This is a genomic window from Acinetobacter sp. YH16056_T (assembly GCF_024605895.1).
In the GTDB taxonomy this organism is placed as follows: Bacteria; Pseudomonadota; Gammaproteobacteria; order Pseudomonadales; family Moraxellaceae; genus Acinetobacter; species Acinetobacter amyesii.
Genome location: NZ_CP094545.1, coordinates 968,155 through 995,024 on the forward strand (window position 1 = coordinate 968,155; position 26,870 = coordinate 995,024).

The 26,870-nt window shown below is 40.4% G+C and carries 28 protein-coding genes and 1 other RNA gene; 18 read left to right on the top strand and 11 right to left on the bottom strand.

Annotation, left to right across the window (positions count from 1 at the left end):
• Window positions 1–4 precede the first annotated feature (4 nt).
• The gene (locus MST17_RS04780) at window positions 5–469 is read left to right on the top strand and encodes a hypothetical protein (protein WP_168378083.1); all 465 of its coding nucleotides are present in this window, start codon (window positions 5–7) and stop codon (window positions 467–469) included.
• A gap of 472 nt (window positions 470–941) precedes the next feature.
• Here the strand turns inward: MST17_RS04780 and ssrS are convergent.
• The 3 genes from ssrS to MST17_RS04795 all read right to left on the bottom strand — a co-directional run bounded on the left by ssrS (window position 942) and on the right by MST17_RS04795 (window position 2,065).
• Window positions 942–1,124: non-coding RNA, 6S RNA (gene ssrS / locus MST17_RS04785), on the bottom strand.
• A gap of 99 nt (window positions 1,125–1,223) precedes the next feature.
• Window positions 1,224–1,511: a cell division protein ZapA gene (locus tag MST17_RS04790; RefSeq protein WP_168378082.1), complete on the bottom strand. Its 288-nt coding sequence runs from the start codon at window positions 1,509–1,511 to the stop codon at window positions 1,224–1,226.
• A gap of 2 nt (window positions 1,512–1,513) precedes the next feature.
• The gene (locus tag MST17_RS04795; RefSeq protein ID WP_078189180.1) at window positions 1,514–2,065 is read right to left on the bottom strand and encodes a hypothetical protein; all 552 of its coding nucleotides are present in this window, start codon (window positions 2,063–2,065) and stop codon (window positions 1,514–1,516) included.
• 64 nt (window positions 2,066–2,129) lie between these two features.
• Between MST17_RS04795 and MST17_RS04800 the strand changes: the two genes are divergently transcribed.
• From MST17_RS04800 to MST17_RS04825, 6 genes are all read left to right on the top strand, one after another.
• Window positions 2,130–2,747 carry a UPF0149 family protein gene (locus MST17_RS04800; protein WP_168378081.1) on the top strand — a complete coding sequence of 206 codons (618 nt, stop codon included), beginning with the start codon at window positions 2,130–2,132 and terminating at the stop codon, window positions 2,745–2,747.
• Between the two features lie 102 nt (window positions 2,748–2,849).
• A complete protein-coding gene (gene pepP / locus MST17_RS04805) occupies window positions 2,850–4,184 on the top strand; it encodes a Xaa-Pro aminopeptidase (RefSeq protein ID WP_180021935.1) in 1,335 nt (444 codons plus the stop codon).
• Window positions 4,185–4,373: 189 nt separating this feature from the next.
• Window positions 4,374–5,549, top strand: a complete 1,176-nt coding sequence (locus tag MST17_RS04810) for a tetratricopeptide repeat protein (protein WP_180026968.1) — start codon at window positions 4,374–4,376, stop codon at window positions 5,547–5,549.
• 382 nt (window positions 5,550–5,931) lie between these two features.
• Window positions 5,932–7,140, top strand: a complete 1,209-nt coding sequence (ubiH, locus tag MST17_RS04815; protein ID WP_180008936.1) for a 2-octaprenyl-6-methoxyphenyl hydroxylase — start codon at window positions 5,932–5,934, stop codon at window positions 7,138–7,140.
• Window positions 7,137–8,381, top strand: coding sequence for an FAD-dependent monooxygenase (locus MST17_RS04820; protein WP_180008938.1), 1,245 nt, complete (start codon window positions 7,137–7,139; stop codon window positions 8,379–8,381). Before ubiH ends, MST17_RS04820 begins: the two co-directional genes overlap by 4 nt.
• 174 nt (window positions 8,382–8,555) lie before the next feature.
• Entirely contained in the window at window positions 8,556–8,804 is a 249-nt protein-coding gene (locus MST17_RS04825) for a hypothetical protein (RefSeq protein ID WP_078189169.1), read from the top strand.
• 134 nt (window positions 8,805–8,938) lie between these two features.
• Here MST17_RS04825 and MST17_RS04830 read toward each other — a convergent pair whose 3' ends face one another.
• Both MST17_RS04830 and rsmI read right to left on the bottom strand, forming a co-directional pair.
• The gene (locus tag MST17_RS04830; RefSeq protein WP_180008940.1) at window positions 8,939–9,361 is read right to left on the bottom strand and encodes a hypothetical protein; all 423 of its coding nucleotides are present in this window, start codon (window positions 9,359–9,361) and stop codon (window positions 8,939–8,941) included.
• Between the two features lie 101 nt (window positions 9,362–9,462).
• Window positions 9,463–10,305 carry a 16S rRNA (cytidine(1402)-2'-O)-methyltransferase gene (gene rsmI / locus MST17_RS04835; RefSeq protein ID WP_078189168.1) on the bottom strand — a complete coding sequence of 281 codons (843 nt, stop codon included), beginning with the start codon at window positions 10,303–10,305 and terminating at the stop codon, window positions 9,463–9,465.
• 10 nt (window positions 10,306–10,315) lie between these two features.
• Here rsmI and MST17_RS04840 point away from each other — a divergent pair, with 10 nt between their 5' ends.
• The 4 genes from MST17_RS04840 to MST17_RS04855 are packed head-to-tail and all read left to right on the top strand — an operon-like array spanning window position 10,316 to window position 13,371.
• Window positions 10,316–11,260, top strand: coding sequence for a penicillin-binding protein activator (locus tag MST17_RS04840; RefSeq protein ID WP_180004163.1), 945 nt, complete (start codon window positions 10,316–10,318; stop codon window positions 11,258–11,260).
• A 46-nt stretch (window positions 11,261–11,306) separates the two neighbouring features.
• A complete protein-coding gene (locus MST17_RS04845; RefSeq protein ID WP_180026975.1) occupies window positions 11,307–11,714 on the top strand; it encodes a YraN family protein in 408 nt (135 codons plus the stop codon).
• 60 nt (window positions 11,715–11,774) lie between these two features.
• Window positions 11,775–12,473 (top strand): BON domain-containing protein, encoded by a 699-nt coding sequence (locus MST17_RS04850; protein WP_180026967.1) that lies wholly within the window; start codon window positions 11,775–11,777, stop codon window positions 12,471–12,473.
• Between the two features lie 25 nt (window positions 12,474–12,498).
• A complete protein-coding gene (locus MST17_RS04855; RefSeq protein WP_180026966.1) occupies window positions 12,499–13,371 on the top strand; it encodes an alpha/beta hydrolase in 873 nt (290 codons plus the stop codon).
• A 273-nt stretch (window positions 13,372–13,644) separates the two neighbouring features.
• On the opposite strand, the gene MST17_RS04860 is transcribed toward MST17_RS04855, so the two are convergent.
• Window positions 13,645–14,577, bottom strand: a complete 933-nt coding sequence (locus MST17_RS04860; protein ID WP_168378073.1) for a hypothetical protein — start codon at window positions 14,575–14,577, stop codon at window positions 13,645–13,647.
• Between the two features lie 266 nt (window positions 14,578–14,843).
• Here MST17_RS04860 and MST17_RS04865 point away from each other — a divergent pair, with 266 nt between their 5' ends.
• Both MST17_RS04865 and MST17_RS04870 read left to right on the top strand, forming a co-directional pair.
• The gene (locus MST17_RS04865) at window positions 14,844–15,332 is read left to right on the top strand and encodes a YaiI/YqxD family protein (protein WP_372491130.1); all 489 of its coding nucleotides are present in this window, start codon (window positions 14,844–14,846) and stop codon (window positions 15,330–15,332) included.
• Window positions 15,333–15,337: 5 nt separating this feature from the next.
• Entirely contained in the window at window positions 15,338–16,243 is a 906-nt protein-coding gene (locus MST17_RS04870; protein WP_180026965.1) for a DMT family transporter, read from the top strand.
• A 7-nt stretch (window positions 16,244–16,250) separates the two neighbouring features.
• Here MST17_RS04870 and MST17_RS04875 read toward each other — a convergent pair whose 3' ends face one another.
• Window positions 16,251–16,820: a PilZ domain-containing protein gene (locus MST17_RS04875; protein ID WP_078192054.1), complete on the bottom strand. Its 570-nt coding sequence runs from the start codon at window positions 16,818–16,820 to the stop codon at window positions 16,251–16,253.
• A 28-nt stretch (window positions 16,821–16,848) separates the two neighbouring features.
• On the opposite strand from MST17_RS04875, the gene MST17_RS04880 reads away from it, so the two are divergent.
• The 3 genes from MST17_RS04880 to MST17_RS04890 all read left to right on the top strand — a co-directional run bounded on the left by MST17_RS04880 (window position 16,849) and on the right by MST17_RS04890 (window position 21,325).
• A complete protein-coding gene (locus MST17_RS04880; RefSeq protein WP_180026964.1) occupies window positions 16,849–18,084 on the top strand; it encodes a lipoprotein-releasing ABC transporter permease subunit in 1,236 nt (411 codons plus the stop codon).
• The gene (gene lolD / locus MST17_RS04885) at window positions 18,077–18,760 is read left to right on the top strand and encodes a lipoprotein-releasing ABC transporter ATP-binding protein LolD (RefSeq protein WP_078192053.1); all 684 of its coding nucleotides are present in this window, start codon (window positions 18,077–18,079) and stop codon (window positions 18,758–18,760) included. Before MST17_RS04880 ends, lolD begins: the two co-directional genes overlap by 8 nt.
• 105 nt (window positions 18,761–18,865) lie before the next feature.
• Window positions 18,866–21,325 carry a DNA internalization-related competence protein ComEC/Rec2 gene (locus MST17_RS04890; protein ID WP_180008948.1) on the top strand — a complete coding sequence of 820 codons (2,460 nt, stop codon included), beginning with the start codon at window positions 18,866–18,868 and terminating at the stop codon, window positions 21,323–21,325.
• Between the two features lie 31 nt (window positions 21,326–21,356).
• Here the strand turns inward: MST17_RS04890 and MST17_RS04895 are convergent, their stop codons facing one another.
• On the bottom strand, window positions 21,357–22,328 hold the full coding sequence (locus MST17_RS04895) for a lysophospholipid acyltransferase family protein (protein ID WP_180008950.1): 972 nt from the start codon (window positions 22,326–22,328) through the stop codon (window positions 21,357–21,359).
• A 127-nt stretch (window positions 22,329–22,455) separates the two neighbouring features.
• Here MST17_RS04895 and sppA point away from each other — a divergent pair, with 127 nt between their 5' ends.
• Both sppA and MST17_RS04905 read left to right on the top strand, forming a co-directional pair.
• Window positions 22,456–23,481, top strand: a complete 1,026-nt coding sequence (gene sppA, locus MST17_RS04900) for a signal peptide peptidase SppA (RefSeq protein ID WP_078192397.1) — start codon at window positions 22,456–22,458, stop codon at window positions 23,479–23,481.
• Window positions 23,478–24,287, top strand: a complete 810-nt coding sequence (locus tag MST17_RS04905; protein ID WP_180026963.1) for an alpha/beta fold hydrolase — start codon at window positions 23,478–23,480, stop codon at window positions 24,285–24,287. The genes sppA and MST17_RS04905 overlap by 4 nt, the downstream gene beginning before the upstream one ends.
• Window positions 24,288–24,365: 78 nt before the next feature.
• On the opposite strand, the gene MST17_RS04910 is transcribed toward MST17_RS04905, so the two are convergent.
• The 3 genes from MST17_RS04910 to purM form a co-directional block, all read right to left on the bottom strand.
• Window positions 24,366–24,803 (bottom strand): META domain-containing protein, encoded by a 438-nt coding sequence (locus MST17_RS04910; RefSeq protein WP_180026962.1) that lies wholly within the window; start codon window positions 24,801–24,803, stop codon window positions 24,366–24,368.
• A gap of 280 nt (window positions 24,804–25,083) precedes the next feature.
• A complete protein-coding gene (purN, locus tag MST17_RS04915; protein ID WP_180008955.1) occupies window positions 25,084–25,713 on the bottom strand; it encodes a phosphoribosylglycinamide formyltransferase in 630 nt (209 codons plus the stop codon).
• A 9-nt stretch (window positions 25,714–25,722) separates the two neighbouring features.
• Entirely contained in the window at window positions 25,723–26,793 is a 1,071-nt protein-coding gene (purM, locus tag MST17_RS04920; RefSeq protein ID WP_078190382.1) for a phosphoribosylformylglycinamidine cyclo-ligase, read from the bottom strand.
• Window positions 26,794–26,870: the final 77 nt, after the last annotated feature.

The window sequence follows — 26,870 nt, forward strand, 5'->3', positions numbered from 1 at the left end:
CATCATGAATAAAAAATGGATTGTTTTAGGTTTGACGTTTAGTTTAATTTTATGGTTGATGATTCAGTTTTTAAAACCACGGCAGCAGGAGGTTCATGAACAGCTACCTTTAGATCAACAAAAAGTGTCCGAAACACATTCAGATCAAACCACGGAAAATGTTTTACAGCATTCAAGTTCCAAACCCAAACAAGAAAGACAAGATAATGAAACGCACACCCAGTTATTACAGCAACGTGAACAGGTATTTCAACAATTTCAGCAAATAAACACACAGATGAGTCAGGGGCAGCAGCCGAATCAAAATCAAGTACTCGCTTTACTCGAGCAGCAATACAGATTGGTTGAAAAAGGCGTCGTGAACGTGGATGAAGCTATTTCATCTATTCAATATTTACGCCAAATACTTCCCGAAATGGATCGATTTTTAGATGGGCAGCAAGCTAAATTGGAACAACTCAAAAATTGAATAAGGCGGATTAAATCAGCTTTTGAAGGTGAACAAACTTGAATAAAAATTTTTAACTGATGTTACGCAGTAACATCAAAGCGCAATTTGCTTCAAATAAAACAACGATACGCGGTAACGTCATCCGCAAGTGTTTAAGACAGGACTACTTCTAATCAAAAATGTTTTTGTGATGCTTTGAATAATTTGGCGGTAGTGAACGAGTTTTGCGGATGACAATGGTTTTGGGTACTTTTGCCGAAACAAAAGTATCTCCAGCCGAAGGCTAATCTCTTTATTTAATCCTTAGATGTAAGACTCCGTCGAATAGGCTTAAAATTATTTTAAAAATGCGAAATTACTTTTATGTGCGTAACATCAGTTTTTAAGAAAAGAACAGGAGTCGAATAGCGCAGAAATAGAATAGTGAATTTTTTAGAATATTTTTGAATTGAGTTGAATGCTGAAAATTCATTTAATGACTTGGAAGATAAACACTCCGAAGATGCCGCTGCAAATGTCGTGACCCTGAACCCGATGAGTTCAAGGTGGACGCGACGTACACTCGCTGGGTTTCCCACACGAGGAGGGCATACGCTCAGAATATACAGAACACATCCATAAGTTTAAGTATCGGCAGGGGATTAGACCTAGCTGGCGAACACCTCAGAGATGTACTCAGTATAACGAATTCAGCGTTATTGGCAAATCACCAAACGCTGACAAAGTGTTTAAAATGAAGCAATCGGGCAAAGTATAATCACTAAACCACCGATTAATCAGTCAATTCTTCCACTTGTTCCAAAATATTTTGCAACAAAAGTTCGCAGTTTGCATATTCTTGCAAACTCTTATTCATCGACAGGACTTCTTGCATTAACTCAAGTGCGACCATAATGATCAACTTGCTTGGTTCCATACGTGGCGCTTTACGACGAAATTCATCGTATTTGTCATTCAGCAGCTGCGCTGCACGTTCTAAATCTGCTTGTTGGTCAGAGGTCGTTGCTAAACGGAAACTATGACCTAGAACTTTTAAATCAACTGCAATTTGTTCACTCATGATCAAACTTCCTCATTGCTTTCAGTCGGATGCGCCAATTGTTGAATTTCTTGTGCATGTTGATCTTGAGCAGTACCTAAAATGGCTAAACGTTGAATAATCGCTTCAACTTTGGCTTTGGCATGTTCATTTTTTTGAAGCAGACGTTCACGTTCTTGCTTTAAACCTTGAATTTCTTGCTGAGCATGACGTTGTTCATTTTGCATTTTTTCTTTGACGATACGTAACTCATTACGCTCTGCCAAAATTTCCTGAAAACGATTTTTTAGATCAGTACAGCTTTTTTCGAGGCGGCTGTATCGGTCAGCCAAAGCAGTTGCATCAGTATTGAGCTGTTGAAGTTGAGCACGTGAATCAGTTAATTGCTCATTCAGTGTTTCAATTTCTTCTTGTTTCGAGGTGATAATGCCGTTCTTATGTACAATTTGAGCATGATGCTGCTCATTAGATGAGTTTTTCTCATCTTGTAAGGCACCATTTTCGCTTTCAAATTGCGCCAGTCGCGTTTTTAAAACGCTAATATGCGCTTGGAGACGCTGTAATTCTTCTAACATAACGTAGTCGCACAGTCTTGCAAACAAAGGTAATATATACGAAGTATAGAGATTGGATAAGCGAATGCAAGACGATATTTCAGGTTGGTCAGATTGGTCCCACAATTTTTCTAAAATTGAAGAAATTTCAAGCCCAAGTGAGTTACATGGTTTACTCACCGGTATAGTTTGTGTGTCACAACCACCGAGTCGTGAAGAGTGGCAACAAATTTTAGCAACGCTTGATGTTGCTGAATTAGATGAAGATGCATTGGCATTGTTAACTGAAGAAGCAGAAGATGTAGCTCATTCTCTTTCAGATGATGAACTCGACTATCTTCCTTTATTACCAGATGATGATCACTTACTTGGTGAGCGTGTGCAAGCCTTGGCAGACTGGTGTGCAGGTGTGGTTCTTGGTTTTGGTTTGGCGGCAGGACATCTGCGTACCAATGAACAAGAATTGATTGAGCATTTACAAGATGTCGCTTCAGTAGAATTTGAAGATTCAGATGATGATGAAGAAGGTGAAGAAAGCTATCAGGAATTATACGAATTTGTTCGTTTAATCCCAGTAAGCCTATCTATGGGACGTACCAAAGTAGATGTTTCAGAAACACCGTTGTTACAGCTGAGTGCTAAAAATTCATCGGCTCAAGCGGGCAATGTGGTTGAAATGTTCACACCACACCGTCCAAGTTAAGGCATTCTTTTTGCATTAATAATTAATAGATGATGGGCTCTATCTAAGGAGTTCATCATCCTATTAAATCAATCATAGTCCAAGCGTATAAGAAGCATATCAATGAAGAAATTAACTCAAGCAGATTTTCAGGAACGTCGTGACATCCTTGCAGGTGAAATGGGCTTACGCAGCATCGCAATTATTGCCACGAGCAAAGAAGCCATGCGAAACCGAGATGCTGACTATAAATTCCGTGCTGATAGTAGTTTCTTTTATTTAACAGGTTTTGCTGAACCTGAAGCGGTTGCAGTGATTGAAACCTTTGATAGCGAAGAAGAAGGTTATAGCTATAGTTTGTTCTGCCGTGAACGTGACCGTGAAATGGAAATTTGGAATGGTTACCGTGCGGGTATTGATGGTGCGATTGATGACTATGACGCGGATGAAGCCTTTGCTATCGATTTATTAGACGAAGAAATTTTAGAAAAATTACAAAATAAAGATAAATTATTTTACCGTATTGGGCAGCAAGCAGATTTTGATGCTCGTGTGGCGCAGTGGATTGCAGCTGCAAGCGGTGAATCACGTAAGGGTGCAAGTGCGCCTGCACAAGTCATTCAATTGGATCGCATTATCGATGAAATGCGTTTGCATAAGTCTGATGATGAACTCGAACTGATGCAGATTGCTTCGGATATTTCAGCAGAAGCGCATACCCGCGCCATGCAAACGGTTAAACCGGGCATGATGGAATATGCACTAGAAGCAGAACTGAATTATGTCTTTGGTCAAAATGGTTGTGTACCGTCCTATAACAGCATCGTTGGTGGTGGTGAAAATGGCTGTATTCTGCACTATGTGGAAAATGATAAAGAATTAAAAGATGGTGATTTGGTACTGATTGATGCCGCATGTGAATATCAGCTATATGCCTCAGATATTACCCGTACTTTCCCAGTCAACGGTAAATTCAGCCCTGAACAAAAAGCACTTTATAATGTTGTCCTCGATTCGCAAATTGCGGCGATTGATGCTGTGCGTATCGGCAACTCTTATAAAGAACCGCATAACGTTGCAGTGCGTATTTTAGTTCAAGGCTTGCTGGATCTTGGCATCATGCAGGGCGATATTAACGAAATCATCGCAAAAGAAAGTTACCGCCAGTTCTATATGCATGGAACAGGTCACTGGCTCGGTATGGACGTGCATGACGTCGGTTCTTACAAACAAGACGGTGAATGGCGTGCCTATGAAGAAGGTATGGTTGTGACTGTTGAGCCAGGTCTTTATATTGCGCCAGATGATGAAACAGTGGATGAAAAATGGCGTGGGATTGGCATCCGTATTGAAGATGATGTTGTAGCAACTCAAAATGGTCCACGTGTTTTAACCGCTGCAGTGGTGAAATCTGTAGAAGAGATTGAAGCGCTGATGGCGAAAGCGAAAGCCGCTTAAGTTAATATAGTAATTAAAAAAGCCGGTCAGATGATCGGCTTTTTTTATCTACAAGCAGTCATATAAATACTAATCATACAGACAATGTTAATTAGCAATGTAGTTGATTTTCTGATGTTAAGTTTTTACAAAAATTAGATATAAGTCTTTTAAAATTAATCGTATAAATTTTTTATTTTAATCATAATTATGGGCGTTAGAAAAGCTGGGGTGGTTATTCCCTTTAATGGCAATCAACAGGATATAGAAAGACTGGTAAATGATTGGCTGGTTTATTTTGAAGAAAACTCAAAATCTGCATTAGATATAGAGTGGCTGACGGATCATGTTGTTTGTATCAATAGTGCCGGATTAGCGCATTTTGCTTTTACTGAACCTGAAAAATGGAGCAGCTTGCTGAGCAGTGGGTTACCGATTAAATGGATGATATTCTTTGATTTTGCAGACACAAATTCAAGCTATAGCTATGCGCTTTATAAAGAGGGTGCAGAAATTAGATGTGTCATTCAAGCGGAAGAAGATGAACTTTACATGGATGGGCAAATACAAGATTTTGAAAAAGAATGGTTAAACTTTTCAACAAGATATTTATACGAATATGTTGAAAATGGCAAAATTCAAAAAAAATGGATGACTGATTTAAACAGTTTAAAAGAAGAGATCAATGAAGATTTGGAAAGCTATTATCAATATTATTATTTTAGCGAAAAGGATCATTTAATTTATCATACTCAATTGGTTCGGCTGTTATTGATTGAACTCTTTAAAATCTATGTCGGTTTTGAAATCTTTGATAGTGATTATAATCCAGTAAAGAAAATAAAGTTTAAGTATAACAATCAGCGTACTTATGATGATTATTTAAGTTTAGCATCAAGAGGGGATATTGCTGCCCAAATTAAATTGGGTGAAATGTATGAAATGGGATGCGGCGTCGAAAAAAATGATTTAACAGCACAAGGATGGTATCAAAAAGCGGTTGATCAAGGGGATGATGCGGCGATGCTGAAGTTAGCAGCGCTGTTGTTCAAAAAACCATGTAAAACAGAGGTTCATATCGCTTTAGCTCTACTGAATCAGTCAGTGGAAAAGGGAAATATAAACGCAAGAACGGCCCTTGCTGAAATATATGAAAAGGGCGAAATTCTTGATCAAGATTATAATCTAGCTATGAACTTGTACAAGCAATCGGCAAAACAAGGCTGTGCAATTGCCCCCTATAAAATTGGTTTAATGTATGAGCTGGGTAATGGTGTAAATCTAGACTTAAAGATAGCAAAGCGCTGGTATCACCAAGCGGCGAATGCTTTTAATCAAGATGCAGAAATTCGATTACAGAAATTAATCCAGTATTTTAATGCTTAACTTCCTAAGCACCTTATTTAAATTACTGATGTTACTGCGTAACATCAGTTAGGCAGAATAACAAGGCACTTTTTATGAAGGGCGATGTGAATCATTTGAATGAGGAAGCTGATGCTTGAAATTAAAATGATCTGTGGTTGAGCCGGAAATTTAATCGGCTCAGTCATTTTTATTGTGATTTTAAGTGATTCGCTATTTTTTGAGATGAATATTTACGGCGAGAGATGATTTATTTTGTATTTATTCAGTGCAAATACCCGCAACAAATTTGTATTTCATTATAAAAAATCATGCCCTTGATGTAAGATAAAATCCATTACAGATTATATGTATTTCGAGTGAATTTCCTAAATTCGAATACTTGATAAAAAAGGAAGTAAGCATGCAGCAAGAAGTCATCATTGTCGGTGGTGGTATGGTCGGTTTAAGTCTGGCACTCATGTTGGCCAAAGCCAAAATTGGCGTAAAACTTTTAGAAGCCATTAAATACCCAAATTATGATGATGCAAACCTTGCGCCTTATCACTCTAGTTTTGATGCGCGAAACAGCGCCTTGTCACGCCGTACGGTGCAGATTTATCAAGAACTTGGTCTGTGGGATGCTTTGCAAGAACATGCCACGCCTATTTTAGAGGTGAATATTACAGAGCAAGGCAGTTTTGGTAAGGCACGACTAAAAGCAGAACAAGAAAAAGTCGAAAGCTTTGGACAAGTCATTGAAAATGCATGGCTCGGTCGTGTGTTGCTCACAGAAGTCAAAAAACAACCATTAATCGAATTAATTGATGGCGTACAAGTGACTTCACTGACGCAAGATGCAGACTTTGCATATATAGAAGCACAGCGTGCTGAAGAACAGCTCAAACTACAATCTAAAATCGTGATTGCCGCAGATGGCCGTGATTCATTCTGCCGCAAAGCCCTAGGCGTTGGCGCATCAGAACATGACTATGACCAAGTGGCGATTGTCACTACGGTGCAAACCTCTAAACCGCATGCTCATGTCGGTTTCGAGCGCTTTAGTCCACTTGGCCCGTTAGCGCTATTGCCACTTCCGGGTGAATACCGCCGCTCAGTGGTTTGGCCTGTTCCTAAAGGAACTGAAGGCGAGTGGATGGGTGATGAAAATGATCAGCACTTCTTAGATGCCTTACAAGAAACCTATGGCGACCGTGCAGGTAAATTCCAAAAAACGGGTAAACGTTTCAGCTTCCCATTATCCCAAGTGCTTGCAGAAAAACAAGCTGTCGGCCGTGTAGTGCTGATGGGCAATGCTGCACATACCATTCATCCAGTGGCGGGTCAGGGTTTTAACTTATGTATGCGTGATGCCTATGTACTGCACCGTTATTTAACAGAGCAAAGTACCCAAGGTGCAGATTTGGGTGATGCAGCTATGTTGCTGGATTATGAAAAATCGCGCCTGACCGATCAGCAGCGGGTGATTAAATTCTGTGATTCAGTTGTACGTGGTTTTAGCAACCAGAATCCAATTTTAAAACTCATTCGCAATACAGGATTAGTTGCCTTTGACACCATTCCGGGGATCAAGCCTTTGGTCGCGAATTATGCAATGGGGCTAAAAGCATGAGTTTCAATCAAACAGATGTACTGGATGCTGTGATTGTCGGCGGTGGCTTGGTCGGTGGTTTAACGGCATTGTTATTGGCGCAGGGCGGTGTGCAGGCTACGGTATTGGATGCGGCACCTATATTGGATGCAGAAAAAACCAAAAGTATTGCGAATCCTCGAGTTTTGGCGCTCAGTCAAGCCACTATTCATTTACTCAAGACCGTGGGTGTTTGGGAAAAGCTTGCTCGTCAGCAGCCTTATACAGGCATGCAGGTGTGGAATAAAAATGGCTATGGCGAAATCAATTTTGGCCATGCTACAGAGCAAACGCCATCAGTTGAGCAAGCTTTAGGTTCAATGGTTGAACCAAGTGTTTTGAATTTAGCTATTCAAGAAAAAATGCTAGAACAACTCGAAGACTACCGAACCCAAGTCAAGGTAAGTCGAGTTGAGCGTGGCGTTGGTGTATGGATCATTCACCTCGCAGATGGTACCCAGCTCAAAACAAAACTGGTGGTTGGTGCAGATGGTGCAAACTCATTTGTCCGAGAACAAGCTTTCATCGATCTAGATGTCTTGGACTATAAACAGGCGGGTGTGAGCTGTGCAATTAAAACCGCCCAACCGCATCAGCATGTAGCGCGTCAAATTTTCTTAGAAACTGGGCCTTTGGCATTTTTGCCGATGGCGAGTCTGAAAAAAGAAGAAAGCGGTTATTGGCAATCCATTGTGTGGACCTTACCAGATGATTATGCCGATGAATATGTCGCTTTATCCGATGTGGAATTTACTGCGTTGCTCACTCGAGAAAGCCATCACATGCTCGGCGAGGTCTTAGAAGCAACGCCACGTGCTAAATTTCCATTGAAGGCACGAGCTGCACAGCAATACGTTCATGATGGTCTGGCGCTGATTGGAGATGCGGCCCATGTGATTCATCCGCTTGCAGGACAAGGCGTGAATATTGGCTGTTTAGATGCAGCAGTACTTTGCGATGTGCTTTTGACCGATAAAAAACGGGGTGTGTGGGCACATGAACAAAGTTTGAAGCGCTATGAGCACCGCCGTAAAGGGCAAAACGATGCCATGATGCATAGTATGTCCGCAATTGGTTGGTTAGAAACTACAACTTTTTCTCCTGTGGTGTGGGCGCGAAACTTTGGTTTAAAACAAGTGGAAAATCAGACTGTTCTTAAAGATGCATTTATGGCTCAAGCCAATGGTCTGAGTATTTTAAAAGATACAATCTACGCAGCTTAGGTCAAAGTCAGATATTTTTTAGACAGTCGTATAAACAAGGTTACGATTTTGATTAAAAAAGATACGATTTTTTGATTGTGGGTACTAGTCGAAATGCTCAGAGATTGCTAAATTTCTGTTAATTTAAAACCAGCCATTCGCTGGCAAACAGAAGTCATTCGCGGGGAGAACACAATGACTGATATGAACGATTATGATGATCCAGAAGATTCAGTAGTTGATGAAGATGAAGCACAAGCAGCTGAAAAAGGTGCAGGTGACGCAGCTGATTCTGCCTCTGATGGTGACACCTCTGAAGCTGAAACATTAACAGTGACTGCAAAACTAAAACAACGTCAGGCGCTTGAAGATGAAGTTGCTGCGTTCTTAGCGCGTGGTGGTCGTATTACCGAAGTCCCTCCAGACGAATCGGCAAAAGATTAAAAATGAAAAAACACCACGTCATGTGGTGTTTTTTTTTGCTTCATTCGCTTGTGCGAGGATGCATGTCATTCAGTTCTTAACTCTGTAGCATGTTTGCTCAAGAAGTTAAGTCGTTAATAAGATGTGAAATCGCTTCAAGCCGTCTTTGGCTTCATATATTTACGACTGATCGCGTAAATAGGATAGAACACAAAATGCAGTAAAAGCAAAAACATACAATTAATAATAAATGCAGCAATATACGGCGGTGCATGCATGGCCGCCACAGCAGCGACAAAAGATTGAAAAAGTAATACCGCACTCAAAACGACATAAGCCCAATAGCGATGCCTATCCCAAAATTGGCTCAGTTTCAGTAAATTACCGACTACAAAATAGAGGGAACAATATCCACAGACCATCGCAATCGCGCTATGATCGGCCGTCATTTGCTCGCCACTAATATAGTGCGGATAGGGTTGAATGCCAGTAAAAATAATATGTACAAGGGCCGTGAGCCAAACCAGATTAAAGAGAATGAACACCAGCGGTTTTTTGACAGACAGATTTATGGACATGTTATAAGCAACTTTTTTCATTCTATTTAAATTATTGTAAGGAATAGCTTATGGAACCCGTAGGTTCCATAAGCGGTTTAAATTAAAAGAAAAAATTAAGCTTAATCGTTCGCTTGGGTTAACTCTAAAGCACGTTGATAGGCCACTTTCTTTTTAATCCCAGTTAAATCTGCAGCCAATTGAGAGGCAGCTTTAACGGACAAATCTTGAAGTAAACGTGTTAGCAATTTGTCTAACTTTTCTTGCTCTAGGTCTTTTTCTTCGGTCGCACCACCAATCACCAAAACGATTTCGCCTTTTTGCTGATTGTGATCAGATTCGACAAAATGAACCAATTCACCCAAAGACATTTTTTTAATAGTTTCAAATGTTTTGGTAATTTCACGTGCAAAGCCCACAGGACGATCTGCACCAAAGACATTCGACATATCTTTTAGGCAATCCACAATACGGTGCGGCGCTTCATAAATAATCATGGTTTGAGTTTCGTCTTTCAGTTTTTCCAATGCTAAAAGACGTTGTGACTGTTTAGAAGGTAAAAAGCCTTCGAAACTAAAACGGTCACTGGGTAGGCCGACAGCACTGAGAGCAGCAATGGCAGCACAGGCACCTGGCACAGGAATGACACGAATATTTTTTTCTTGTGCAGCTCGAACCAATTTAAAGCCAGGATCACTGATCAATGGCGTGCCTGCATCACTGATTAGCGCCATATTTTCACCCTTTTCGAGGCGTTCAATCAGCTGGTCTATTTTGTTACTTTCGTTATGGTCGTGGCAGGCGGTTAAAGGTGTATTGATACTAAAATGTTTAAGTAATTGTGCGGAAGTTCGTGTATCCTCGGCGGCAATAATTTTAACCGACTTCAATACCTCAATTGCACGATAACTAATATCATCTAAGTGCCCGATTGGAGTTGCAACAACAAATAACTGAGCACTCATAGGTTTCTCCATGTTGGATAATAAGAACAAAATTTTGGGTCTTTGCCTTTTAAGCAGTCTGTTTACTGCTGCACAGGCAGACGTCTTGGTCATTCTACCTGAATCTGGCCCTATGGCGCGAGCCGCATCCAGTATTAAGCAAGGTTTCAATAGCGCATATCAATCGTCAGACTACAAAGTGCCCATTAAGTTTGTAGATTCAAATCAAAAGCAAATTGCAGCGATATTGAAGCAACAGGTCAATAAAAAAACTCAATTGGTGATTGGTCCTTTAGCACGTCAAGATGTAGAAGCACTTGTAAAAGCAAAGCCTAAAGTCCGCGTGTTGGCTTTAAATGAAACGACGAGCCAAATTCCAAACGTCTGGCAGTACAGTCTATCAAAACGTGATGATGCTTTAGCACTCCAAAAAGTCTTCGAAAAAGACAAACTAGCGCAAGTGTTAGTGTTACGTCAGCCTGCAACTGAGGCAGAACATGAATTATTGCTCATGTCCTTAATTAGTCAAAGTTCAGTGCCGATACAAGTGGTTGAACAACTCCCAACGAAGCTGGACAAAAATCAAGGGGTGTTGTTGTTAGGCAATAATGAATGGATAAACAGTCAAACAAAACTACCTAAAGCAAAACTATATACCGTTGCCAATGCGATTGAAGCCACAAAGCCCATTCCTGTAGGGCTGAAATTTTGTGATGCACCTGCATTGCATGACGCGCGTTGGCCTGACCTGATCCGAGCTTATGAGGAAAACCCAGTAGATATGCCATATCAACGTCTTTTAGCTTTTGGCGGAGACACATGGCATATCGCAAAACAATATTTGCAAGAACCGAAATTAAAAAGCATTGAGTTTCAGGGGCGAACAGGGCTAATCAAAATTAGTCAAAATAATATTCAGCGTGTTCCTCACTGCTATGAGCGAAGTAAAAAAGGCATCGTGGCGATCTCACTTTAGGGATGAAACGATGCAGCTAAACTTAGAGCAGATGAATTTGGGACAGATGAATCTGGGGCAGTGGGCAGAACGGCAAGCGCTGCGTTTGGTTGAGCAGCAAGGCTATGTACAGGTGCAACAGAATTATCATAGTCGTTATGGTGAAATTGATTTGATCGTCACACGTGGTCAAGAATTGGTGTTTATCGAAGTTAAAGCCCGTTCGAATACCCGTTATGCTCAAGCCGTTGAAAGCATTTCTATTCACAAACAACGTAAGATGATGACGACTGCGTTGCATTTTTTAAATGAACAGTCACATTTTCAAAATTATTATTGTCGCTTTGATGCAATTTGTTTTGATTTTTATCAGCACTTTGCAAAAACACTACAGCAAGACTTTTCTAAATACCCGTATCATCAGCAATGGATTGAAAATGCTTTTACTTTTGATCAAGAGTTGATTAATCTTTGATAAAACAAACTGTGTAAACGCATAGAAAAATACGTGTGGAAATTTGAGGAGTCGTGCTGAGTGGTTAAGCGTATTGGAATAACGATGCTTTGTGTCGCAAGTTTATCTGGCTGTGCGAGTTTTATTTCGAATGGAACAGGATCAGCACCTGTAGGAACTGAAAGCGGCGCACGCTCATTGGGACAAGTTTTTATTGACTCTTCCATTGTTCGAACAGCAAAAATTAACTTATATAAATTAGATACTCGTTTTAAACAGTCACGTGTCAATATTGAAAGTTTTCATGGCAATGTCTTATTGACTGGGCAAGTGCCAGATAATCATTTAAAAGAATTGGCAGAAGAAAATGTCCGTTCAATGAGTGATGTCAAAACTGTACATAACTATATTACAGTGGGTAATCAGATCAGCTATAGCACCATCATGCAAGATACTGCGGTTACTGCGAATACCCGTGGTTTGATTATGAAAGCGCCTGTGGTATCTGACAGCAAAGTACACATTCATACTGAAGATGCTGTTCTTTATGTGATGGGCCGTTTAAACAGTGCGGAAATCACAGACTTAAATCAAATCTTGCAACAAGTGGGTAATGTAACGCGAATTGTCACTTTAATCGATAATATTGATCAGAACCCAAATCCACAGGCACGTTCAATTAACTCAAGTTACACCACACCTGCTGTAGGCAATGTGCAACCTGAAGTACAAACGCCTGTAGCGATAGATCCGGATGCTGTCGATCCAAATGCTCAATAAAATGTCGGAAATGATGCTGTAAAATATGAATCAATGGTCTCTGCGGCTTCAGCAAAAAATGGATTTGGCTAAATCTTTATACCGAAATTTTCGGTTATATGATTTTGGCAGTTATGCTTTAAATCGACTGACACCCAAACAAGGATATCATGTTCAAAACAATATCCCTTATGGTCTTAAAGCGCGCCATCGCCTAGATTTGTATCGCACGTCAGCACCTCGTCCGCAACGTCCACTCATCGTTTTTGTACATGGTGGTGCGTGGATGCATGGTGACAAAAAGGACTATGGATTCATTGGTGAGGCTTTTGCAAAAGAAGGCTTCGATGTTGCTGTCATCAATTACCATCTCGCACCTGAGTATATTTTTCCGGCTTCAATTGATGATCTTAGCCTTGCATTAAACTATTTGACGCAGTCTCAGCATAAGTTGCAGATTGAAGTGGAAAATGTGGTGTTAATGGGACATTCGGCAGGGGCATTTAATGTCATGTCTGCACTGTATCATCCGACGCCTTATCAGCTACAAGTGAAAGAGAATATTCGTGCAATTGTGGGATTGGCAGGGCCATATCATTTTGATTATAAAGGTGATCCGATTTGTGCAGATGCCTTTGATCAAAATGTACCGTATCAACAAGTGATGCCGTATTATTTTGTTGAGCACAATCAAGTGAAGCATTATCTATTTACTGCGGATAAAGACAATATCGTTGGCTATAGCAATAGTGAAGATTTAGATCGTCGATTAAAAGCCTCAGGCAACCACAGTCAGTTGATTCAAATCCCACGTGTTGGGCACATCACGATGATTGGTTCAGTTTCGAGTTTATTTAGTCGCTTCTTTAAAACCAAAGCTGAAATCATGCGTGTACTCGATGAAATTAGTCCACGCTAGTAGATAGCTTTCATAAGTCAAAAAAATGATCATTAATTCGTAGCAAGATTAATACTGAAAGCCCTTCTTCCTCTAAGATGAGGGAAATTTTTCATATAAATCCTCTCCTTCTTGCGCGTAATTATGCTCATCCTTGAAAAGGAGAGGGAATATTTTTGTGAATTAAGTATTGATTTATGAAAGAAGTTTAGTGTTTGACGTTAAATACTAATTTAAGTAATAAAAAAACCACCATATTTTGGTGGTTTTTTTCTTCTTAGATTTGAATTCCAATTAGGCAGATTTCGCGTAAATATTGGCTTGTATCCACAGATTGCCACGAATATATTGCCCAACATTGAAATCTTTATGCGCCGGATTTCGTGTTGCAACACGAACAATCACCGCTTCTTGGTTTTCTTCGTGGATTAAGGTCACATCATACAGCGTATAGTCTTGCTCTTTAAATTGCATGGCAGTTTTGCCAACAATATGCCCTTGGAACCAAGCTTCGTCTTCTTGGCCAAGATTTTCACCATATAGGTATGCAACCATTTTAGAAAAATCGACGGTGACTGGTGCTTTGTCATCTTCAGACTTCGGTTGCCACGCTTTAATCTGTTCGTGTAAGTCTGCAGGGGCAACACCATTATTTGCTGTCAAGATATCGTTTAAAGCACGATGATGTTTTATCGATGCAGGATCGTCAACGACGAGCTGTTCATGTTCAGCGACAGCTTCAAGTTCATAGGCCCAAGCATTGAGTTGCACACTGTAGCTTGCATCTTTTTCATATTGGTCGTGATTGACGCTATATAAACTATCAAAAGCATACACACTGGTATTTGCGCCTAAGTCGAGGCAAAGCACAGCTTGCGTATTGGATTTACAGGTAATAATACGTTCAATGGTGGCTTTGGTTTTATATGGGCTATCAAAACTTGGAAATGCAGTTTTAACGGCTTTAGGTTTATTATTTTCTACCGCAATCACTTGGCACAGTTGAATCGACGCTTGTGATGGACCTTGAATCAGCCAGGTACTTTGATCCATATCAGATTCTTGTGCGCATAAGCCCATCGGCATAATGGGTGCATCCAATGCCTGACCCAGCCAAACTGGTACATCCGTTGTCGGGTTGCCTGTAAGCAAATTCCAATGTTCAACATGACTACCAAAAGTTTGATCTTCAATAGTGATAATTTCAGGGCTATTTTGTTTTTTCATATGCACAATTGATATTGGGTTGGTTTCATAATTAATAAATCGAGGGTTATTTGAAATTTTCAAGTCACCGACGTCATATTTATCATGAAATCATGCATAAAAAATGTTTTCAGTAGGATTTAAATGTAAAAGCATTGGAAAATAAGCCCAAGTTGGAGTCAATTTGCAGCTTTTCGATTCTCATGATTAGAGAAATGTAGATCCATTCAGCGGATGCAGATCCCCAAATTGTCATGTAGATTTGTTACTATGAGTCATGTTTAAAAGTGAATGGAAAATCAGTGCTGCCATTTAAATTATGGGTGGATGCAGATGCGTTACCACGCATTTTACGTGATGTAATTATTCGGGCTTCTGATCGTTACCAGTTAGAAGTCACTTTTGTCGCCAATCAAAATGTTGGGATAACGCCTTCGGTGCGGATTAACTCGATTCAAGTCATGAGCGGGGCGGATGCCGCGGATAAAGAAATTATTCAGCGCATGAAAGAGCACGACATCGTGATGACACAGGATATTCCACTTGCTGCTGAAGTGATTGAACGGGGCGGTATAGCGATACATCCACGCGGTGAGATTTATACCACAGCAAATGTCAAGGCTCGTCTACATTTACGCGACTTTATGGATACTTTACGGGGCGCAGGTGTACAAACTGGTGGTCCAGCCCCGATTTCTGAACGTGATAAGCGCGAATTTTCCAGTAGCTTAGATCAAACCATTCAAAAGCAAAAACGAAAAACGGCGCAGAAGTAAAAACCATGCCATCTAAAACAAATCTAGCGACCACCTATGCGTTGTTGGTCTTTATTTGGTCGACCACGCCACTTGCCATCGTTTGGAGTGTCAGTGATATCAATGCGTTTTGGGCACTGACATTACGCTTTTTTATCGCATTACCCTTGGCTGTCGCATTATTGTTTATTTTTAAACATAAACTGCCGATGGATAAAACCTCGCTGCACAGTTATTTGGCGGGGGCGTTTAGTTTTATTGGTTCTCAGATTTTTACCTATATGGCAACTGCCTATCTCAGCTCAGGCATTATTGCCCTGATGTTTGGTTTAGCGCCAATTATGACGGGTCTGATCGGTCGTTTCTTCTTTCATACCTATCTGCATCGCTTGCAATGGATTGGGATGTTGATTGCCGTCTGTGGTTTAGCCATTATTTGCTTAGGCGGCAGTGATCAGCACGTACAGCCTGTTGGCATCGTCTTAATGTTAATGAGCGTATTCGTCTACTGTATGTCGATTTTTTGGGTGAAAAAAGTCAATGCGCCATTGCAGCCCATGTCTCAAGCCACGGGTTCGATTCTTATCTCAGCACTATTTTCTGCTGCAATGCTACCGTTTATTTGGCAGTATACACCTACACAGATGCCTTCGACCAAAGCACTCATTGGCTTATTTTATGCAGTGATTATGGCTTCATTGATTGCAATGTTTTGTTATTTCAAACTGGTACAAAACATCAAGGCGACAACTTTGTCTTTAACAACGGTACTCACACCCATGCTTGCTATGCTCTTTGGTGCTTTACTGAATGATGAAAAATTATCATTGATGGTTTTACTTGGTGCCGTGATTCTATTATCAGGCTTGTTTGTTTATTTTTATAAAGATTTTCGGGCGAACAGAGAGCTCGCCCACAAATTAAAACATTGATTAAAAATCACTCTTTGTTTTGGGTCAGTGCGATACACTCTGCAAGTTTGACGCGGTCTTGAGGGAGCAGTGTGATAAAATAGGCACCCGTACGGTATAAGTTGCTTTCTTCTTCACGGCTATAAACCACTTGCGCAGTTGCCGCAATATGGAAGAAATTTTCAGGGTGGCTTAAGGTCACATGGATATAAGTACCTTCTTTAATCGCGCGTTCGCTAAAAAAGCTCAAACCAGTCTCTGAAAAATTCACATGCTCAGGCACTGGTAACATGCTTTGTACAATTGCGTCGTATAAAGAACCCGTAATAAGGTTTAACTTTTGGTTAAATAAGGATAAGATTCGAGCAATTTGTTGATCTTTCTCAGCTAATTGTTCTAATTCGTAGTTGAGTGCATGATCAAATTGATCTAATTCAGCAAGTAGTAGAAAATAGCGCGGCAATACAAAATTAGGATCGTAAGGATCATTCAGTGCAACATCATCAGAGATAATCTGATAGTTGATGCGCAAAGCAGCATCGATACGCGACATTACACGGCGTTCAGTTTGAACGCTTTGATGCTGTAAGTTTTCCATAATATATATTACCTCGGACTAGATGGTTATGTTTAAACCAATCTCGCTGTATATAGGGTTGAGATACACTCGCGCTCGGCGCAGTAACCACTTTATTTCTTTTATTGCTCTGGTATCCATGATCGGCCTCACGCTTGGTGTGGCAGTCCTTATTACAGTTTTATCTGTGATGAATGGTTTCGATCGTGAGCTGAAAACTCGTGTCTTAGGAATGATACCTCAAGCCACTGTTTCTTCAACACAAATTTTAACAAATTGGCCTGAACTTGCAAAAAAAATTGAGCAGCATGAGCATGTTCAAGGTGTCGCACCATTCACCCAATTACAGGGAATGTTGACGGCACAAGGTCAAGTGTCTGGCATTATGGTCAGTGGGATTGAACCGCAGTATGAAAAAAAGGTATCAATTATCCAAGACCATATGGTGGAAGGTAGTATCGATAACCTGAAAAAAGGTGAGTTTGGTATTGTCCTTGGCAAGCAAATGACAGATGCCTTAGGTTTAGGCTTGAATGACAGTGTGACCTTAGTTCTTCCTGAAGCAACACCTTCTCCGGCTGGGGTCGTTCCGCGTTTTAAACGATTTAAAATTGTGGGTATTTTCAGTATTGGTGCGGAAGTTGATTCGATGATGGGCTATGTAGCTCTGAACGATGCGTCGACTTTATTAAAACTGCCAGATGGTGCACAAGGCATCCGTATGAAGTTGGATGATATTTTTGCAGCACCACAAGTCTCTCAAGAAATTGTGCGTGATCTACCAGCAAACTTCTATGCTTCAGATTGGACTTATACACACGGCAACCTGTTCAGTGCGATTCAAATGGAAAAGGCAATGGTAAGTTTATTGCTGTTCCTGATTGTATTGGTTGCAGCATTTAATATCGTGTCTTCATTGGTGATGGTGGTCACTGATAAAAAATCCGATATTGCCATTTTGCGTACACTAGGCGCTTCACCGGCTACAATCACGCGGATCTTTATGGTGCAAGGTACAGTGATTGGGGTGATTGGTACGGTGTCTGGGGCAATTTTAGGGATTATCGCTGCATCTAGTATTAGTAATTTAGTTGGTTGGTTGAATACAACACTGGGCTTAAATATGTTTGATGCTTACTTCATTAACTATTTACCGTCTTATTTAAGATGGCAAGATGTTGTGGTGATTGTGTCCTTATCATTGGGTCTTAGCTTTATCGCGACTATTTATCCGGCTTTACGTGCAGCTAAAGTTCAACCTGCAGAGGCTCTACGCTATGAGTAATTTAGTTTTAGATGCCCAAAACATTACCAAATCTTTTACCGATGGGAAGTCTACAGTCGATGTGATTCGTGGACTTTCATTACAAGTCAAAGCGGGTGAGTTTGTTTCGATTGTGGGGTCAAGTGGTTCTGGTAAAAGTACGTTGTTGCATGTATTGGGTGGCTTAGATCGTCCAACATCGGGTCAAGTGTTGATTAATGGTCAACGCTTTGACACTTTAGGTGAAGCAGAGCGTGGATATATTCGTAATGAGCATTTAGGTTTTGTATATCAATTCCATCACTTACTACCTGAATTTACCGCCTTTGAAAATGTGGCGATGCCATTAATGTTACGGAAGTCGAGTAACTTCAAAGAAGTCAAGCAGCAAGCTGAATACCTGTTGGAACGTGTTGGACTTTCCCACCGCATGACGCACAAACCCGGCGAACTTTCAGGCGGTGAACGTCAACGTGTGGCTTTGGCCCGTGCATTGGTAGCAAGACCTAAGTTGATGATGGCTGATGAGCCAACAGGGAACTTAGACCGAAAAACCGCAGTGAAGATTTTTGAGTTGCTATCTGAGTTGCGTAAAGAATTTAACATGGCCATGTTAATCGTGACCCATGATGAATATTTAGCTCAATCTGCTGATGCGATTTTGCATATGCAAGATGGTTTATGGGTTGATGACTAAGCGCTAAATTGATTTCGCAAAAATTAGTGGATTAAGATTGTTTGATTGAAGCTCACCTCGGTGGGCTTTATTATTGCCAGCACATAATAAAAATAATGATGACTCATGTTGCAAAGCTTTTGTATTGGCTGGATTTTAGGCATTTCTTTTATGGGTTTCAGGTTTTGGAATCCACAACTCTCGACAGCTCAGTTGCTTTTTATTGTCCTGATTTGGCTAGGTTTACAGCTTGGTATTTCATCAAAACTAAAAAGTATTTTTTCGAAAATCTTACAGCTCAGTACAAATCTATGCATGGGTGCAATTCTCGGCTTCAGTTTCGCCAATACTCAACTTGATCAGCGTTTGGCATTGGTTGAGCATCAGAGCAGACAAGGCGAGTTTATTGTGTATATCCCACAAATTAGCCAACTCAAAGACCAAGCGATACATCAAAAAGTCGAAGTGCTAAATGTGAATCAGCAGATTCAATATTTTATGGCGTATTTACCCAATTCGATTTTGCAAAATAATGACCAGACGATCCAGCTAGTTCCCGGGCAATACTATCGCATGTATGGTGAGTTACGGCCTACACAGAGTTATGTGACCGAAGGTGCATTTGATCAAGAACGGTGGAGCATACAGCAAAATATACATGCCAGTTTAAAGGTGAAGTCAGTCGAATTGATACCACCCCAACATATGACTGCAATGGGCTATGGTCATCAGTATCAACGACATCAAGGTGTGTTGCATCAGTTCAAAATAAAAGTCGAACAGCAGCGTTTATATTTAAGAGCGTTTATATATCAACAACCACTACGAAATCATGGCTTGCTGCTAGCACTGCTTACTGGTGATAAAAGTTTACTCACTGAAGGCACCAGTGAATTATTTCAACGCTTTGGCATGAGTCATTTACTAGCGATCTCTGGTCCGCATGTACTGGTTTTTGCCAGCATGCTCTGTTGGGCGATGCAGTTGGGTATCCGTAAATATTGTCCCAAAATTTATCTCAAATGGCCTAAACAATATGTATTGGTCGTGCCCTTTATCTTCTGTGTCCTTTTATATTGTGCATTTACCGGTTTTGAAATACCAGCACTAAGAACGCTGACGATCTGCCTTGTCGCAAGTAGCATGCTTTTGTTACGGCAAACCATTCAGCCTTTTCAACTGCTGGTTTTTAGTGCCGCAATTTTATTGCTCGTGGATCCCTTTAGTATTTTATCCGCGGCATTTTGGTTGTCTTATGGCGCATGCTTTATTTTACTGCGGATATATCAAACCTTAAGGATGCATTTACTGGCTCAAGCGGAAGTCAGTTTTTGGCAAAAGTTAAAGCATTCAATGTGGTTGATGGTGGAATCACAATGGAAAATCTTTGTCGCCTTATTTCCATTGATGGTGATTTTTTTCAAGCAAGTGACTTGGATTAGCCCATTAAGTAATTTATTCGCCATCCCGTGGTTAGGGGCTGTGGTGGTTCCTTTAGATATCATCGGAGGGGCACTTTCTTATATTTCTACACCTTTGGCGCATTTGGTCTTTTTATTCAATGATCTGTGTTTAGAAGTGTTGCATGTATTTCTCTATGGCTTAGATCGACTCTTTGCACCACAAATGCAAGATGTCGCATTGACGTCAACTCAGATCGTACTGTTGATACTCGTTATAGTAATCTTATTTTTACCTGAAGGAATCTTGCCAAAATATTGGGCGGTCATTGCCTTTTTTGCTCTGTTTATCCCATGGAGAAATTCAGCAAATTTTCAGCTTTCAATTTTAGATGTGGGGCAAGGGCAGGCGATCTACATCCGATCTGTAGATCATCATATGATGGTGGACTTCGGTGGAAACTATGATGAAAATAAATTTAGTGTTGGGCAAAATATCATCCGGCCATTTTTGAGTGTGCAAGGTGTCCATCGACTAGATCGGGTGTTATTGACTCATTTAGATCAAGACCATAGTGGTGGCTTTTTCTCATTGGAGCAACAGCTTGATATTGGACAGCTTTCAAGTAATGAGCGGGTACAAACCATAAACCAAGCTCCACAGCGCTTATGTCAGCGTGGTCAGCAGTGGAATTGGGATCAGCAAGTATATTTTGAAATACTCTCGCCAAAGCCTGAAGATCTGACAAATGCTCAATGGAATGCCAATGAACGTTCTTGTGTTCTATATGTCACGGTCAAAGGCGTCAATGGCCCACGACATTTTCTATTGATGGGGGATGCGGGTTGGGAGACGGAATATCAAATGTTAAGTGATTATCCAGACCTAAAAGTCGATGTCTTGGTGCTTGGACACCATGGTAGTCGGCACAGTTCATCCTATGCGTTTTTAAACCATTTTAAGCCCAAGTTGGCGATTGCTTCCGCAGGTCGCTTTAATCGTTATGGACATCCTGCAAAGATGACCCAAACACGTCTCAAACAATTAGACATTCCACTCTTGCAAACTGCACAAAGTGGAAGTATTCATTTCAAGCAAAATAAACAACAAATTGAACTAATTGAAGAGCGTACAAAGTATAAATGGCTCGATCTATATCGCAGGCTATCTAAAGAATCTGAATAGAAAACTGCTTCAAGTGTATTGCTTGAAAATGTCATTCTGTCACATTTTTAATTTTTTGCTGTCTTTGATATTCCTCACGAATATCACGAATGCGTTGAGCGGCTTCCTCATCACTAATATTGTATAGATTTCTCAATTTTGGATTGGCTTTAAAGCGTTTATAGCTCCAGTGATAATGTTCTGGATAACGATGAATTAAATCTTCCACTGCTTTAAAAATAACCATTGAGCCATCATCTGCATTGCCTTGATAAATATTGTCATCGATAGGTTCGATATGCATATCAAAACCATGATTATCATTACGAATGGCGTACAGTAAGAGCGCACGTGCTTTGGTTTTTTGAATTAGTTTTGCACTTAAGTTGCTGGTTTTTAGTGGAATACCAAAGTATGGAATCATTTCACCGCCGGCATTGGGGGTATGGTCTGGCAAAATCACCGTCGTCCCACCTTGTTTTAAGGCTTTGAAAATTTGACGTACACCTGATTCATCCGTAGGAACCAATATTGCTTGCTCACGGCTTCGAGCAGCACGGACAAAATTGTTGGCAGATTCACTTTTTACCGGCTTGTACATGATGGTCATTTGAGTGTACTGCGCAACCCATGCATTCATGATTTCCCAAGTACCAAAATGTGGTACCACGAGTACAACGCCTTTTTGTAGGGCGAGCGCTTCATGTAAATATTCAGCGCCATGTACGTGATGAATTCGTTGAATATTTTTTTCTGTACTTGCACCCCAAATGTTAAAAAATTCAAAATAAGAACAAAGTTCGTTTCGAATCGCTTGTTTAGTGAGTTGAATGCGAGCTGACTCTGATAATTCAGGCAATGCAATTTTAAGATTGCGTTGAATCGTAGAGTAGGTTTTAGAGATTTTTAAAACATTGACTAACCCAGCCAAACCTTTTGCAATTAATCTAGAAATTTGAATAGGTTGACGGCTGATAAATTTTAACAGGTGATATGTGGTGTCCTGTGAATTTTGGTCGGTCATCTTATTTAAGTCTGAAAGAAATGAAAGAAAATTTAAAATAATTATAGGGGAAAATGAATTGATTAGACAGTTATAGCGATTAGCGTGTATATAATGACTACAAATTAACGATCAAATGGGTTTTTTTATGTCCGAATGGCCACCAAAACCTGAAGAAAAACAGCAAAGTTCTTCAAACAATATCCAGCAGCCAACTGGAAATGAATGGAAAATATTAGAAAAAGCCGTGCTTTCTTCCGTTGAGGAACAACGTAGAGCACGTAGATGGGGTATATTTTTTAAATTTTTAACCTTTGCTTATTTGTTATTTATTATCATTGCGATGGCAAAAAGTTGCAGCATGTCGTCATCTGATCCAGCAGCGACAGCGGGTTCACATATTGCTGTGGTTGATATCATTGGGACCATTGCAGCGGACAAGCAAAGTGTAAACAGCGCAAATACCATCAAAGCTTTGAAAAAAGCTTATGAAAATAAACAAAGCAAAGCGATTGTTTTAAATATTAATTCACCAGGTGGTTCACCTGTTCAGTCTGATGAAATTTGGCAAGAAATTCAGTACTTGAAAAAAGCCCATACCGATAAAAAATTGTATGCCATTATTGGTGATACAGGCGCTTCAGGTGCGTACTATATTGCGTCTGCGGCAGATGAAATTATTGTCAATCCTTCAAGTTTAGTGGGTTCGATTGGCGTGATCATGCCGAATTATGGTGTTAGTGGTTTGATGCAAAAATTCGGTGTAGAAGATCGCACCATGACTTCGGGTGAGAACAAAGCGATTTTATCCATGACTCAACCTGTCGATGCTGCACAAAAAGCACATGTTCAAGGTGTACTCGATAACGTTCATGCGCATTTTATTAATGCCGTGAAAGAAGGTCGCGGTAAGAAATTAAAATCGAATGATCCGGCTATTTTCTCAGGTTTATTTTGGACAGGTGATCAGGCTGTGAAGCTGGGTATTGCTGACCGTACAGGTAGTTTAAATAGCCTGAAACGGGAATTGAAAACTGAAAAAGCTGTGAACTATACCATTGAAAACAGCCCATTTGATTCTGTGCTAGGTCGTATGGGAAGTTCATTTGGTCAAGGTTTGGCAAGTGCATTGTCACAACAGGTTCAATCTGAAAACAGCACGAAGTTACAATGAAACCGTTAATTCATTTTGCGCACGCCAATGGCGTGCCATCACTGGTTTATCAAAAATTGTTTGATTTACTGAGTGATGAATATGATGTGATCTATGTGCCGTTACTTGGGCCAGATAAGCGTTACCCAATCGATAACCATTGGAAAAGCTTAACACAGCAGGTAATAGACAGTATTGTACGTCAGGCCAATGGTCGTAAGGTCATTGGATTAGGTCACTCATTGGGTTCAGTTTTAACATTTCAGGCTGCGTTACAACGCCCAGAATTGTTTGAACAAGTGTTAATGATTGATCCGCCTATGATCATGGGGAAAGAGTCTTTTGCTTTGCACATCGCCAAACTCCTCAAACTCAAAGTCGTCGATAAAATGTCGCCTGCTGGGTTGTCGAAGCGTCGTCGTGATCATTGGGACAGCCGTGAACAAGCAGCAGAGCTTTTAAGGCCGAAAGGTTTTTATAAAGATTTCGATCCAGACTGTTATCAAGCTTATATTGATCATGCCTTGATGGACGATAAACTGCGTGGTGGGGTGGAATTGACGATTTCACGTGATGATGAGGTTCATATTTTTCGAACTAATCCTTCACTGTGGTGGTTACCTCATGCTCAACCACAAGTACCTGTACAGCAGTTAATTGCAGAGCAGGGACCATTTTTAGCTCGGCACTTTCCACAAAAGGTTGAGAAAAAATTTGCGATTCCATTTAAAGTTGCTGCGGGGAGTCATATGTTCCCATTGGAACATCCTGTGGAAACTGTTGAATTGATCAAAGATTTACTTAAATTGCCTAAGCGTCATCATTGAACCTTAAAAACGACAACACATAAAAAAAGCACTCTATAGAGTGCTTTTTTTATGAATGAAACATTCTACTTTTGAGATTTATTTCGCATTTTCAAATTGTAAAACAACTTTGTTGTTGGCATCTAAAAATTTCAAATGATTTTTAGAGGCATCATAATGAGTAACTTGGCTCAATGCCTGCGAAAAATGTTGAGGAATATTTGTCGCAGTCAAACACTCTCTTTGTGTTGTAGCAAGGTTTGAAAATTGGATTTTTGTGTTTTGCACAGCGTAACCGCCTATGAATCGATTACAACCATCAGAACCACTTACACGAGTATCGTCGAAAGTGATGGTGGGTACGTTCGAATTGTTAGGGTCAGCTTCAAGCTTAACGCCTTGAATTTCACTCGCAACCCAATTTTTGTTTTGTAATTTATCTAAATTACGAACAGTAGCCGGATTTGATGTCGTAGCACAACCAATCATACCCAGTGTTATACATGCACAAGTCGCCAGTGTGATGGATTTTAACATGTGATTTTCTCCACTTTTTTTGAAGGATGTAATATTTTTAGATTTATAAGGTTTACTAATTGCAATATAAGCTTATTATTTTAATGATGCTAAAAGCTTTAATTTAACTAAAAACTACATATTGATCATAAAGTTGAACATTCTGCAAAAATGGATTTTAGATTTTAGATTTTAGATTTTAGATTTTAGATTTTAGATTTTAGTAATAAATAGAGTTTTATTTGGCACTGAAAAACAAAACGCACCCTAAGATGCGTTGATTGTTAAATTATACAGTTGCTTAGAACTTACAGAATTGAACAGGTTGTTGCAAAGGCTCGCCACGATATAAAACACCGTTTTCAGTGTGTTGAATGGTGCCATTACAAATCCATTCTGCCACTTGAGGGTAAATCACATGCTCAAGCACGTGAACCCGATCTGCCAGACTTTCAGCATGATCATGCACATTGACTTTAAGTACGCCTTGAGCAAGCGCTTGACCAGCATCCAGCTCTGCAGTCACATAGTGAACTGTACAGCCATGGAAGACATCACCGGTGTTTAAAACACGTTGATGAGTATGCATGCCTTTATAATTTGGCAGCAGAGAAGGGTGGATGTTAATCATTTTTCCTTCCCATGCTTTGACAAATTTTGCGCTTAAAATGCGCATAAAGCCTGCTAAAATGACCAAATCAACATCCCAGTCGAGCAGTTGTTGATGCATCACATCATCAAAAGCTTCACGACTTGGATATTGTTTATGTTCAATGACTGCAGTTGCAATCTTTGCTTTTTCTGCACGTTGCAGTGCAAAAGCGTCAGGTCTATTGGAAATCACCCCAACGATTTGACCTGATAGATTGGCATCGATCAGGGCTTGCAGGTTAGATCCGCTGCCTGAAACAAGTACAGCAATTTTAATCATGAACGTTGCTTATGCGAAAACTACACGGATTTTTTCGTCAGCGCCTTCAACAGATTCAGCATTATCTGCAATGTGACCCATTGTGAATGCTTTTTCGCCAAGGCTATTGAGTAATTCAACAGTTTTGTCAGCATCGGCTGCATCAACCACGAGAACCATACCTACGCCACAGTTAAATGTGCGGTACATTTCAAATTGTTCAACACCACCTTCTTTTTGAAGTAGTTTGAATAATTCTGGCCATTCCCAAGATGCTTCATTGACTACCGCTTGAGCACCATTTGGCAGTACGCGAGGTAAGTTACCCGGTAAACCGCCGCCTGTGATGTGCGCCATAGCGTGTACATCCACTTCTTTCAATAACTGAAGAATTGGTTTTACATAAATACGTGTTGGTTCCATTGCTGTATCTGCAAGTGGACGACCATCAACGATTTGAGTAAGGTCAACGTTTTTCACATCTAAAATTTTACGAAGAAGTGAGTAACCGTTTGAGTGTGCGCCAGAAGATGCAACACCAACTAAAACGTCACCCGCTTTAACTTTAGAGCCATCAATAATTTTGCTTTGCTCAACTACACCTACGCAGAAACCTGCAAGGTCATAGTCTTCGCCTTCATACATACCTGGCATTTCAGCAGTTTCACCGCCAACCAATGCACAGCCTGCAAGTTCACAACCCGCACCGATACCAGTTACAACATTTGCTGCAACGTCAACGTTGAGGTGGCCAGTTGCATAGTAGTCAAGGAAGAACAGTGGTTCAGCACCACATACAAGAAGATCGTTTACGCACATTGCAACCAAGTCTTGACCAATTGTGTCATGACGGTTCAAATTCAATGCTAAACGTAATTTTGTACCAACACCATCTGTGCCAGATACGAGAACAGGTTCTTCATAACCTTTAGGAATTTTACAAAGAGCGCCGAAGCCGCCTAGGCCGCCCATTACTTCAGGACGTGCAGTACGTTTCGCGACAGATTTGATACGATCGACTAACGCGTCGCCCGCTTCAATGTCGACACCTGCATCTTTGTAGCTTAAACCAGTGTTTGGGGTAGAAGTTGAGTTGCTCATAATGAAGTCTCCGCATTCGCGCGGGGATTATAACCTGAATATGCAAAACTCTTATGCTATTTCGCACTAAAATGTTA